This is a genomic window from Cupriavidus sp. GW822-FHT02D05 (assembly GCF_058802485.1).
Genome location: NZ_JBXAOE010000009.1, coordinates 38,590 through 51,197 on the forward strand (window position 1 = coordinate 38,590; position 12,608 = coordinate 51,197).

Consider the following 12,608-nt stretch of genomic DNA (forward strand, 5'->3'; position numbering starts at 1 on the left):
ATGGGCAAGCTGGCACTGGCGGCCAAAATCACGCATGTACCGTCGATGTACCTGAGTGAGCTGGATGGGCCGAACAAGGGCTGCCGCCAGGCGGCCATCGACGGGCACGTAGAGATTGGCCGACGGTGCCGCGAACTCGGCGTGGACACAATCGTTGTATTTGACGTCCATTGGTTGGTGAACAGCGAGTATCACATCAACTGTGGGCCGGAGTTCTCAGGTGTCTACACCAGCAACGAGTTGCCCCACTTTATCAAGAACATGCCCTATGCATACCCCGGCAATCCGGAGCTGGGGCATCTGATTGCTGATGTCGCCAACGAGATGGGCGTGGCCAGCCGCGCTCACAGCGACACAACACTGGAACTGGAGTACGGCACCCTCGTGCCAATGCGCTACATGAACGCTGACCAGCATTTCAAGGTGGTCAGCGTGTCGGGCTGGTGCGTCTGGCATGACCTGGCCACGAGTGCCAAGTTCGGCCTTGCGGTACGCCAAGCCATCGAGGAGCGTTACGACGGTACGGTGGCTATTCTGGCCAGCGGCTCTATGAGCCATCACTTCGCCGAGAACGGCACGGCCCCTGAGTTCATGCACAAGGTCTGGGACCCGTTCCTCGAGCAAGTGGACCGACGCGTGGTGGAGCTATGGGAAAAGGGTGACTTCAAAACCTTCTGCCCGATGTTGCCTCTGTACAACGAAAAGTGCTGGGGTGAGGGCGGTATGCATGACACGGCGATGCTGCTCGGTGCGCTGGGCTGGACCGACTACGACCAGCCTGTGGAGGTCGTCACGCCGTACTTCGGCAGCTCGGGTACCGGGCAGATTAACGCCGTGTTTCCGGTGACAGCGCTAAAGGTGTGACATGCCTCATCTCGTTATTCTGTACTCCAGGAATCTGGAACAAGACGTCGACATGACCGCTGTGTGCGATGGTTTGGCCGAAGCCATGCTGACGGTGAAAGACGACGACGGAAAGGCTGTGTTCCCTACGGGCGGCGTAAGAGTGCTGGCATTCCCGGCGCCGCATTTTGCGGTGGCCGATGGCGGCACCGCCGGCCGCCTGGCCGGCGAGTCCGGTGAATATGGCTTCGTCTACCTCAACCTACGAATGGGGCGCGGGCGCAGTGAAGCCATCCAGCAGCGGGCCGGCGAAACGATTGCCCTCGTGGCAAAGACACTATTCAGCCCGTTGCTCGAGAAGCGCCGCGTTGGTCTGACGTTCCAAATCGATGTCGGTCCGGAGGTCTTCGATGCCAAGTTCGGCAATCTCCATCCTCTATTCCAAAAGGTCATGTGATGTTTAATGAATCGCTCATTCAACAGCTTGCTGCCGAACTCCACGAGTCCGAGAAAACCGGGGTGCAAGTGGAGCACTTTTCGAAGCGGTACCAGGGAATTACGCTGGAAGACGGCTACCGGATTAGTCGCGCCTGGGTCGCGTTGCAGCTCGAGCAAGGCCGTAAGGTCATCGGTCACAAAATCGGGCTGACTTCCCGCGCGATGCAGCAAGCGAGCCAGATTACGGAGCCGGACTACGGAACACTGCTGGATAGCATGCTGTTCACCTGCCGGGGCGGCGAGACGCTGGAGATTCCTGCCTCACGCTTCATCGCACCGCGTGTGGAGGTGGAACTTGCCTTCATCTTGAAGGCCCCCCTGAAGGGGCCCTACGTGACAATGGCCGATGTACTGGAGGCGACCGAGTACGTGACGCCTGCCATCGAAATCATTGACTCTCGCATTGAGCAGTTCGACAGGAATACCAAGGCCATGCGCAAGGTCTTCGATACGATTAGTGACAACGCGGCGAATGCCGGCATTGTGATTGGCGGCAAGAAAGTTGCGCCGGATGAGTTGGACTTGCCCTGGTGCGGCGCGATTTTGCGCCAGAACAGCGTCGTCGAGGAAACGGGTCTTGCGGCCGGCGTCCAGGGTCATCCGGCCGTCGGCGTGGCTTGGCTAGCTAACAAACTCGCACCGTGGGGTGAGCGGCTCGAAGTCGGTCAAATTGTGCTGGCCGGTTCGTTCACTCGCCCGGTCGCAGCCAAGGCTGGCGACACCTTTGAGGCCGACTATGGACAACTGGGTGTGCTGAACTTCCGGTTCGTTTGAGGAGCCATTGCCATGGAGATTCCGCGCAATGCGTTCAAAGCTGCTCTCAAGGAAGGGCGCGTTCAGATTGGTCTCTGGGTTGGCTTGGCTGACCCGTACGCCGCGGAGGCGCTGGCCGGGACGGGTTACGACTGGCTTCTGATAGACGGTGAGCACGCGCCGAACGACGTTCGGCAAATACTCGCCCAACTGCAGGCAGTGGCAGCTTACCCGGTGCATCCGGTTGTTCGACCGGTCATCGGGGATGTACCGCTGATTAAGCAGATTCTTGATGTCGGAGCACAGACACTCCTCGTGCCGGTAGTGGAAACCGCTGACCAGGCAGCCGAGATGGTAGCGGCCACACGATATCCGCCGCGAGGTATCCGCGGCGTGGGCAGTGCGCTGGCTAGGTCGTCGCGGTGGAACCAGGTCGACAGCTACCTTCACAAGGCCGATGAAGAGATGTGTGTGCTGGTGCAAGTCGAAACCACGAAGGGCTTGTTGAATCTCGAGGCTATCGCCGCCACAAAAGGCGTGGACGGTGTGTTCTTCGGGCCCGCCGACCTCTCCGCGTCGATGGGACACCTTGGCAACCCAGGACACCCTGACGTTCAGTGCGCCATCCTCGACGGTATTGAGGCGGTGCGACGTTCCGGAAAGGCGCCGGGCATTCTGACTGCGGATACAGCGTTGGCGCAACGTTACATCGAGGCCGGCGCATTGTTCGTCGCAGTCGGCGTTGACACCACCCTATTGGTAAGGACCGCCAAAGACCTCGCCGCGAAGTTCAAGGGAGGCACCAACGCGGGCGCCTCTTCGAACGGCGCCGTGTATTGACGTTCAATCTGGAAGCAAATAATGATGGTACTGAACGACCCCAATCTGCTCAAATCCGCATGTCTGCTCGACGGCGTCTGGCTCCAGGCCGACGACGAGAGTTGTGTCGACGTTCTTGACCCTGCCACCGAGGTGCGGATTGGGGCGGTTCCAATGATGGGTGGCTCAGAAGCTGACAGAGCCATTCAGTCGGCATCTGCCGCCTTCATCGCGTGGCGTGCACAAACGGCAGAACACCGTGCCAGTGTTTTGCGTGCATGGTTTGACCTCCTGATTCAGCATCAGGAGGACCTGGCAGTCATCATGTCCAGCGAGCAAGGTAAGCCACTGGCGGAAGCCCGCGGGGAGATTACCTACGCAGCCTCGTATGTCCAGTGGTTCGCAGAAGAGGCGCGCCGCATTTACGGCACAACGATTCCTTCGCCCTGGCAAGACAAGAGAATTGTCGTAACCAAAGAGCCGGTTGGCGTTTGCGCTGCAATCACCCCGTGGAACTTCCCGGCGGCCATGATTACGCGAAAAGTTGCACCGGCCCTTGCTGCGGGCTGTACGATTATCGTCAAGCCAGCTCTCGAGACGCCACTCACAGCACTTGCCATGGCAGAGCTCGCCACTCGGGCAGGCGTTCCTCGCGGAGTACTCAACGTGATAACTGGTGACGCGCGTGCAATTGGCGGCGTGCTGACCTCCAGTGCAGAAGTGAGGAAGCTGACGTTCACGGGCTCGACTGAGGTCGGCCGGATACTTGCCGCCCAGTGTGCTCCGACGCTTAAAAAGATGTCACTGGAGCTCGGTGGAAATGCCCCGTTCTTGGTCTTTGAGGATGCAGACCTCGACGCGGCAGTCGAAGGCGCCATGGTCTCGAAGTACCGCAATAGCGGTCAAACGTGTGTCTGCACGAATCGCCTGCTAGTTCATGACGCGGTGTACGACGCCTTCGTTGCGAAGCTTATTGTTGCCGTTAGCAAGTTGCGTGTGGGGCGCGGGTTGGAGCCCCACGTGCAGCAGGGACCGCTGATTGACAAGGCCGCGCTACAGAAGGTCCAGGAGCTAGTCGCCGATGCGCTCGAGAACGGGGCGAACGTTGCCGTGGGCGGAAATGTTCACAAGCTCGGTGGGACATTCTTCGAGCCAACCGTTCTGGTCAACGTCTCGTCTGATATGCGAGTGGCCAAGGAAGAAGTCTTCGGCCCGGTAGCACCTGTAATCCGCTTTCACACGGAAGAAGAAGCTATCCAGATGGCGAACGACACTGAGTTTGGACTTGCCGCTTACTTCTACACAGAGAGCGCCAGCCGGGTGTGGCGCGTCTCGTCGGCGCTGGAATATGGCATGGTTGGCATCAACAGCGGGCTCATTAGCACCGCCGTAGCCCCATTTGGCGGTGTCAAGCAATCGGGAATGGGCCGAGAAGGGTCCTACTTAGGAATCGAGGAGTACGTCGATACCAAGTACCTATGTATGGGCGGCTAGGAACACGAAGGAGCAATCCTTCTCGACTTCCGCAATGGCCGTCGCGCAACGGTATGCAACGGTCATAGAAAAGTAGTAGGAATAAAAAAGGTTGACGCACGCCCGCCAGAGGCGCGCGAGCGAAGGCGGGTGACAAGGAGACAAGTTGTGATGAAAATAGCCGTATTTCAATCGGCGCGCCCCATACCTGAGGCGGAGAATCCCTTACGCCGGTATCGCTGGCTGGTTCTCTTCGTGGTTTGGGGTGCCTTCCTAATGAGCTACGTAGACCGAGTGGCATGGAGTTCGGTCGCAGCGCCGGTGGGACATTCCCTTGGCATCTCCGTTGCTCTTCTGGGCGCCTTCGTCACGGCCTTCTACGTTGGGTATGTCATCGCCAACGTGGTCGGCGGCATCCTTACCGATACCTTTGGCGGTCGAGTAACTCTGACCTTCGCACTTATTCCGCTCGGCCTTGCAACCTTCTGTTTTAGCTATACCAGTTCGTTGTCGATGGGAATCGGCATCCAGCTTGCAATGGGCCTCTTCGCCGGGGCGGACTACTCAGCTGGCGTGAAACTCATTAGCGCTTGGTTCGGGAAGGAGAAAGGAAAGGCGATGGGGCTCTACACGACGGCGACTTCGCTTGCTGTGGTTATCGCAAACGCGGCGGTACCCCGCGCGTCCCAGGCCTTTGGCTGGGGAAACGCATTTCGGATTCTCGGCATCATCACCTGTGCGTGGGCCGTTCTAGCGTTCTTGCTGATTCGCAATGCTCCGATTGGGCGCGCGCAGACAAGAGCCTCCGGGCGCGACTTTCTGAGACTTCTTCGTAATCGAGACCTGATTCTTCTCGCGATAGTGGGCTGCTGTGCACTGTGGGGAACCGTCGGTTTTGGTGCATGGGGTAACGCGCTTATGACGCGTGAATATGGCATCTCTCCTGTCACGGCCGGCGCAATTGCAGCATGGTTTGGGCTTGGCGCTGTTATTGCCAAGCCCATCCTCGGCTGGTTGTCGGACGTTCGGAAAGGTGCTCGCCGCTGGCTTTCCATCGCATGCCTCGCTGGATTTGGCGGAATGCTGATGCTCTTTGGGCAAGCATCAACTGTTGCTGAGTTCTATCTCATCGCTCCCGTTCTCGGGGCCACCGCTTTCGGCTACACGCCCCTTCTTGTTGCCCAAGTGACCGAAGTTTCTGGTGAGCAGCTTGCCGGGGCAGCAGCGGGTATGACCAATGCAGTTTGGCAGCTTGGCAGCGCGCTGTCTCCGCTCCTCGTCGGCCAAATCTATGGCGGCTTTCACTCCTTCAGTCTTGCACTAGCAGCACTGGCCGCAGGCCCTTTTATCGGGGCAGCGGTAATGATGCTGACGCCACGTACTGCAAGAACCTAGTTCTCTCCTCGCGCTCACCTAAGCCATAGGTGAGCCTTTTTTTGAGTTCAAGCGACACACGAGCGAGGGCGCGCCGCTCGTGCGACGCCGCGCGCCCTCGTCACGGGAGCGGCGGCGCGTCCACTTTAATGCTGGTGATTCGAATCAGCAGATGCGGTCTCACCATCGGCATTGACGCCGCTGCGTGGTACCCAACAAAAGGAGACTACAAGTGAAGAATCGGCGTATTGCTTTTTGTCTTTTGGGTGCTCTTGCCCTGGTACCGTGGTCAGCTTCCGCGCAGAGCGATTGGTCCCCATCCAAGCCCGTGCGAATGGTCGTTCCGGTTGCGGGCACGACAAATGATGTAATTGCCCGTGAAGTTGCTTCGAAACTCGGGCCGGCGCTTGGGCAACCCGTGGTAGTGGAGAATCGCCCTGGTGCGGGTGGGAATATTGGTGCGGACCTGGTAGCAAAGTCTCCAGCCGACGGCCAAACAATCCTTGTCGGATACAACGGGCCGATAGCCATAAACCGCTCGCTGTTCGACAAAATGCCTTTCGATTCACTGAAGGACTTCGCGCCAATCTCTCTGGCCGTTACAGCGCCTCAATATCTTGTCGTCAGTCCTACGTTGCGCGTCAACTCGGTTCGTGAGCTGGTTGACTACGCCAACAGACATCCTGGCCAGTTGTCCTATGGCTCTATTGGGCCGGGGAGCGCCTCTCATCTCACCATGGAGATGTTCAAGGCTGCAGCGCACGTCGACATGGTGCACGTACCGTACAAAGGGTCCGGCGCAGTTATTACGGACCTTGTCGCTGGGCACATCAAAATTGCATTCCTTGTTCCTGGCAATGTGCAGCAGTTTGTCAAGGATGGTCGCCTGAAAGTGGTTGCGACAAGTGGCTCTCGGCGGTTCCGTAGCGCACCTGAAGTACCGACACTGCAAGAATCGGGTTTCCCGGGCTTTATCGCCACATCTTGGGTTGGCTTCCTTGCGCCAGCAAAAACGCCGAAGGCTGTCATCAGTCGCTATCACGCCGAAATCTCGCGGATTCTCAATACCCCCGAAGTGAAGCAAAAGCTGCAAGAAATGGAGTTCGAAGTCGTTGCGAGCACTCCGGAGCAATTTCGGGAGTGGATTCGAGCGGATGCCGCACGATGGGAAAAGGTCGTACGAGACGCCAAAGTGAAGGTGGAATAGCACTCTTTGTGCAGCGCCGGCTGCGGTGATTGCCTCCGGCGCTCACGATTACGGAATCGCAGCTGACAGGAACGTGCAAGGACAAATAGAGTGAGCTATGACCGATGACATTGACGAAAAATACCTGCACGACTGGTCTGGCACCCGCTACGGGGTACCAGCGGGCTTGGAGCGCCCACGGTCGACCCATGAGCTCGCATCGCTATTGCGCGATGCAAATCAAGCACGAACCCCTTGCGCAATACAGGGGGGAAGGACCGGCGTCTCCGGTGGGGCTTCGCCCTCGAACGGAGAATTGATTCTATCGCTCGAGCGCTTGAACCAGATTGAAGAAATCGATATTGGTTCTGGCATTGCTGTGGTTGGTGCCGGCGTTGTTCTCGAAACGCTTCAGTCGGAGACCGAGAAGCTCGGTTGGACATTTCCGATTGACCTTGCTTCGAGGGGCTCATGTCAGCTGGGAGGAAATGCATCGACGAATGCTGGCGGCTGTCGTGTCATCAAGTACGGGACAACACGGCAATCGGTTCTGGGTCTCGAAGCTGTGCTGGCGAATGGCACAGTACTCAGTCCACCTAACCGTCTGCTGAAGAACAACGCCGGCTATTCCCTGTCTTCGCTCTTCATCGGTAGTGAAGGAACGCTTGGGGTCATCTCTCGGCTTGCGCTGCGTCTTACGCCGGTGCCGCCAGTGCGTCGGACGCTCCTCGTGGCGTTGAGCGAGAACACTGGTGTCAATGAAGTCCTGCGAACAGCAAAGATTGCCCTGCGCGACGCGTTGTCCGCCTTCGAAGTTATGTGGGAAGACTTCATGGAGAGCGCACTGGCAATACGAGCTCGGGGGAGGGAGCTGCCCGCCTCATTCAAGGGCCGACGCGCGGCGCTAGTCGAAGTGGAGGGCACTGACGAGCAATCCGTAGAGGCGATGCTGGAGCGGTTCGTCACGGAGCTGATGGAGTGCGGGTCGGTGGTCGACGCGGTGCTATCGATGTCTGCTCAGGATGCGCACGACCTCTGGGCCATCCGGGATTCTGTGGCGGAGATACAGGCAGGAATGCGTCCCTATGTTGGCTTCGACCTAGGTGTCTCGCCTTCGAAGCACGACGCGGTTGTTAGGACCACGAAGATGGCACTCACCCGCGCACTTCCTCACTGCAGGAGCGTCTTCTTCGGGCACGTTGGTGACGGCAACCTGCACGCCGTCGTTGGACCGTGCGCCAATGCGGACGAGCGCGGCGAAGTCGACCGAATTGTGTATGGCCATTTGCCCGCGCTTGATAGCTCCATCACCGCAGAACACGGCGTAGGTAGAAAGCGTAAGGGCTACCTCTTGCAGTCTCGTATCCAGGAGGACATACGGACGATGAAAGTGCTCAAGACCGCCATGGACCCAAACAACATTCTCAATCCGGGACGCATTTTTGATATGCCGTGACGGGATATACAACTACACATAGGAGACAACCCAATGATTCGCCTCATCAGCCGAGCCGGCCTTGCCGTCCTCTGTTTTACCTTTTGCAAGGTCGTAAGTGCTCAGAGCTATCCAAACAAGCCAATCACGTTGATTGTCCCGTTCCCTCCGGGGGCGTCCGCAGATGGCGTGGCGCGAATTCTTTCCAGGAAGCTATCGGCGTCGTTGGGTAAGCCCGTTGTCGTCGACAACCGTCCGGGTGCAGGCGGCACGGCAGGATTGATGACTTTGGCCCACGCGCCGGCTGATGGGTACACGTTTGGCGTCGGCGCGACAGGTGCTATCGCCGTCAACCATCATCTCCCCGATGCCGCCCCGCTAAATCCGGACAAGCAGTTGCAGCCAGTGGCGAAGATTGCTGACATCCCGTTGGTCTTTGTCGCCAGCCAGAACTCCGGAATCCACACGATTCAGGAACTCGGCAAGGTTGCGCGCGATGGTAGCGGCCTGAGCTATGGGACTGCGGGACAGTTTACTTCCCAGCATCTGGCTGGAGAGTTGTTTTCCTCCACGGCGAACCTGCGCATGACCGCCGTGCCATACCGCGGCAGCACTCCTGCATTGACTGATGTCATTGCAGGACAGATTCCCTTGGGCGTTGTCGACCTCACATCTGCGTATCCGCATATCAAGAGCGGCCGCGTTATTGCCTTGGCCGTAACCGGCGCTACGCGAGCGAAAGCGGCACCTGACATCCCGACCGTGGCTGAGCGTGGATATGAGGGTTACGTAGCGAGCGCCTGGCTGGGGATATTTGCGCCGGTGGGTACCTCGGCAGAGATTGTGCAGAAGGTGTCTGGCGAAGTCAGAACTGCGCTTGCTGACCCGGCGGTTGTCAAGGAAATGGCGTTGCTCGCCGCCGAGCCGGCTTACCAGGATTCTGCAGATTTCAAGCGTTATGTGAACGCGGAATCGAAGAAATGGGCTGGCGTCGTGGCTGGTATCGGCAAGGGAAAAACAAAGTAGTTTGCAGTGAACCCATTTCAGTGGAGAAAATCGACATGCAACAAGTAAGCACCGGTGGTGAGCTTCTCGCCGAAGGCCTAATCAGGAACGAGGTCAAAGACCTCTTCTTCATTCCTGGCATCCAGCTCGACTGGGCGGTAGAAGCGCTGCGCAAGCGCAAGAACGAGATGAACCTCTTCATACCGCGTCATGAGCAAACCACGACCTATATGGCGGACGGTTACTACCGTGCCACGGGCAAGGTAGGTACCGCGATGGTCGTCCCCGGCCCCGGTGCGCTGAATGCGGGTGCAGGCCTGGCAACAGCCTATGCCTCCAATTCCAAAGTCGTCTTCATTACGCCGCAAATTCACTCGAGTGGCGTCGGCAAGGGTTACGGCCTTCTGCACGAAATCAAAGACCAGACAGGGTTCGTCAAGGGGCTGACGAAGTGGCACACGTTTGTGGATTCCCCGGAATCCATTAGCGGAGCACTGGATGCAGCTTATCAACAGGTGAACTCGGGACGACCGCGGCCTGTGGGTATCGAGGTTCCGCATAACTATCTGCAGGCGAAGGTTGAGTGTGCCGGCGAAGTCTCGCTGCGGGCTGTGCCCGAGCGTGCGCCGTTGCCGCAAGAGGAATTGGTCGACCTGGCTGCGGAAATGATTAACAATGCGCGACTGCCCGTCCTCTACGTTGGTGGTGGAATCTTTACTTCCAACGCCACGGAAAAGCTGAAGGAAGTGGCAGAAAAGATTGGGGCCCCCGTCGTAATGAGCGACAACGGCCGCGGGGCACTGTCGGACCATCATACGCTGGCGATGAACTCCCTTGCTGGCCGCGCTGTTTTCCAGCATGCCGACGTGGTCGTTGTCATCGGCAGCCGCTTTGCCGACGTGCTGGTGCCGGCCGCCTCTTGGCCAAAAGGCGCGACGAAGTTCATCCACATCAATATTGACGCGGCGGACATGACGCCGCCTCGCACTCCAGATGTGGCCATCGTCGCAGATGCTGCCGAGACACTCCAGCACCTGAAGGACCGGCTGGCGAAGCGTTCGGCTCTGTCGGAGGCCCAGTGTCTCGCCGTCAAAGAATGGGCCCAGAGCCAAATCGACAAGATTCAACCTCAGGCTGCGTACGTCAAGGCAATGCGCGATGCATTGCCTGAGGACGGAATCTTCGTGAACGAGCTGACTCAAGTCGGCTATCTTTCCCGAATCGCGTTTCCGGTCTACAGTCCGCGAACTTATATCGGACCCGGCTATCAGGGGACGTTGGGCTACGGCTTCCCCGTTGGTCTCGGTGCGGCGGTCGGCGGCCAAGGCAAGCGTGTGCTTTCTATCACCGGCGACGGCGGCTTCGGCTGGAACATGCAGGAGCTTGCTACAGCTCGCCGCTATAACCTCCCGATTACGCTGGTCATCTTCAACGATGGCCACTACGGCAACGTGCGTGCCATCCAGAAGCGCGAATTCGGTGCGGAGGTTGCCGTGGATTTGTGCAACCCTGATTTCCAGCTTCTCGCGAAGGCATTTGGCATTCCATCCGTCCAAGTCGATTCTCCTGAGGGGCTCGGCGCCGCCATCAAAGAATCGGCGCAAGGTAGCGGTCCTGTCGTCGTTGAAGTGAAGATTGGTGAAGTACCGAGCCCTTGGCACCTGTTGCGCCTGCAGCCGATGGCCGGAATGGCGGGCCAGGCGGCGCCGGCGAACCCGCTTGATGGGGCCTTCTGATGCTGTACGACAGGTTCTATTCGCGAGGAGAATTCCAGTATTGCACCGGGCCAACGCAATTCCCTGTCTATAACCCCACTACCGAGACGCAGGAGTCCGTTGTCAAGACGTGCTCCGACGAGGATTTGGAAGCGGCAATTGCGAGTGCGATGGCCGGTTTCGGAGCGTGGAGTTGCTCCTCGATTGAAGAGCGGCACCGCGTCTTGGTGAACCTCGAAGAGGGGCTAGCACAGCGAGCGACTAGGATTGCTGACAGTCTCGCTAGGGAAATCGGTTGCCCGGTCTGGCTGGGCGCGTTGATGCAAGTACCAATGGCGCTCAAGGGGATTCAATTTGCCAGGGAGGGCCTCTTCGAGCTGAAGTGGACGGAGAAAATTGGTAATGGCTTGGTCGAGAGGGTCCCTGTAGGTGTCATCGCTGCAATTACACCTTGGAATTTCCCTCTCCACCAAATCGTTGCCAAAGTGGTGCCGGCAATCGCGGCCGGCTGTTCCGTTGTGCTCAAGCCCAGCGAACTAGCCCCAGGCGCCGCGCAACTGTTCATGGAAGCAGTACACGAATCGGGGCTCCCCTCGGGTGTTGTCAACATGGTGTGGGGCGGTCCAGAGCTTGGAGAACAACTTGTTTCCCACCCCGCCATCCAACAGGTTAGCTTCACGGGAAGTACCGCGGTCGGCAAGAAAATCATGACGGCCGCTGCTAAGCAACTCAAGCGCACCACGCTAGAACTTGGCGGCAAGTCCGCCGCCGTCGTCCTGCCTGATGCGGATTTGGACACGGCGCTCCCCGTTGTATTGCGCATGAGTTCCGTCAATTCCGGTCAGGCATGCGTGAGCCAATCGCGCCTGTTGGTGCCGGAATCGCTGCTTTCCGAAGTGGAGGCCAAATTGACAAGCCTGGTTGCCACGTGGCCATTGGGAGACCCACTCGACCCTGCAACACGCCTTGGACCAGTTGCAAATGCTCGCCAACACGAACGCGTGACCACAATGGTTGAGGCTGCGTTGTCGCAAGGGGCGCGCTTGTTGACAGGTGGGCCAGGACGGCCGGAGGGGAAGGAGAGAGGCTGGTTTTGCCCCATCACGATTCTGTCGGATGTTCAGCCTGATATGGAAATCGCTCAGGAAGAGGTCTTCGGTCCAGTGCTGGTGATTCTCCGGTACAAGTCTGAGGCAGAGGCAATCGCGCTGGCCAATGGCACGAAGTACGGCTTGTCTGGCGCAGTCTGGGCGGGTAGCCCAGAGACAGCGACTTCCTTTGCGCGGAACTTGAAGACTGGTCAGGTAATCATCAATGGGGCCGCCCAGAATCTGGCGACCCCCTTCGGCGGTTGGGGTGAATCTGGTGCGGGGCGCGAGAATGGCCGTTTCGGCATAGAGGAGTGCCTGTCATACCGTTCTTTACACGGCGCACACTAGGTTTCAGGACGGCACCGGTAGCTACCTTGGCCCCGCGCGTTAGCATGTGTGGGGCCGTTTTGTTATGC

Annotated in this window: 11 protein-coding genes; all 11 read left to right on the forward strand. The window is 58.6% G+C overall.

Going from position 1 to position 12,608, the window contains the following annotated elements; all coding sequences use genetic code 11:
* The 11 genes from hpaD (at nt 1) to AC1RQK_RS13770 (ending at nt 12,540) form a co-directional block, all read left to right on the forward strand.
* Entirely contained in the window at nt 1-864 is an 864-nt protein-coding gene (gene hpaD, locus AC1RQK_RS13720) for a 3,4-dihydroxyphenylacetate 2,3-dioxygenase (protein WP_492809356.1), read from the forward strand.
* A gap of 1 nt (nt 865) precedes the next feature.
* The gene (locus AC1RQK_RS13725; protein ID WP_492809357.1) at nt 866-1,300 is read left to right on the forward strand and encodes a 5-carboxymethyl-2-hydroxymuconate isomerase; all 435 of its coding nucleotides are present in this window, start codon (nt 866-868) and stop codon (nt 1,298-1,300) included.
* Nucleotides 1,300-2,115, forward strand: coding sequence for a 2-oxo-hept-4-ene-1,7-dioate hydratase (hpaH, locus tag AC1RQK_RS13730; RefSeq protein ID WP_492809358.1), 816 nt, complete (start codon nt 1,300-1,302; stop codon nt 2,113-2,115). The genes AC1RQK_RS13725 and hpaH overlap by 1 nt, the downstream gene beginning before the upstream one ends.
* A gap of 12 nt (nt 2,116-2,127) precedes the next feature.
* Nucleotides 2,128-2,934: a 4-hydroxy-2-oxoheptanedioate aldolase gene (gene hpaI, locus AC1RQK_RS13735; RefSeq protein WP_492809359.1), complete on the forward strand. Its 807-nt coding sequence runs from the start codon at nt 2,128-2,130 to the stop codon at nt 2,932-2,934.
* A gap of 21 nt (nt 2,935-2,955) precedes the next feature.
* Complete coding sequence (locus AC1RQK_RS13740) at nt 2,956-4,407, forward strand: NAD-dependent succinate-semialdehyde dehydrogenase (protein WP_492809360.1); 1,452 nt, start codon at nt 2,956-2,958, stop codon at nt 4,405-4,407.
* Between the two features lie 150 nt (nt 4,408-4,557).
* Nucleotides 4,558-5,781 carry an MFS transporter gene (locus AC1RQK_RS13745; protein WP_492809361.1) on the forward strand — a complete coding sequence of 408 codons (1,224 nt, stop codon included), beginning with the start codon at nt 4,558-4,560 and terminating at the stop codon, nt 5,779-5,781.
* A gap of 211 nt (nt 5,782-5,992) precedes the next feature.
* Nucleotides 5,993-6,967 (forward strand): Bug family tripartite tricarboxylate transporter substrate binding protein, encoded by a 975-nt coding sequence (locus AC1RQK_RS13750; RefSeq protein WP_492809362.1) that lies wholly within the window; start codon nt 5,993-5,995, stop codon nt 6,965-6,967.
* Between the two features lie 97 nt (nt 6,968-7,064).
* Nucleotides 7,065-8,402: an FAD-binding oxidoreductase gene (locus AC1RQK_RS13755; protein WP_492809363.1), complete on the forward strand. Its 1,338-nt coding sequence runs from the start codon at nt 7,065-7,067 to the stop codon at nt 8,400-8,402.
* Between the two features lie 33 nt (nt 8,403-8,435).
* A complete protein-coding gene (locus tag AC1RQK_RS13760) occupies nt 8,436-9,407 on the forward strand; it encodes a Bug family tripartite tricarboxylate transporter substrate binding protein (protein WP_492809364.1) in 972 nt (323 codons plus the stop codon).
* A gap of 35 nt (nt 9,408-9,442) precedes the next feature.
* Complete coding sequence (locus AC1RQK_RS13765) at nt 9,443-11,122, forward strand: thiamine pyrophosphate-dependent enzyme (protein ID WP_492809365.1); 1,680 nt, start codon at nt 9,443-9,445, stop codon at nt 11,120-11,122.
* Nucleotides 11,122-12,540, forward strand: coding sequence for an aldehyde dehydrogenase family protein (locus tag AC1RQK_RS13770; protein ID WP_492809366.1), 1,419 nt, complete (start codon nt 11,122-11,124; stop codon nt 12,538-12,540). The genes AC1RQK_RS13765 and AC1RQK_RS13770 overlap by 1 nt, the downstream gene beginning before the upstream one ends.
* The last annotated feature ends 68 nt before the right edge of the window (nt 12,541-12,608 follow it).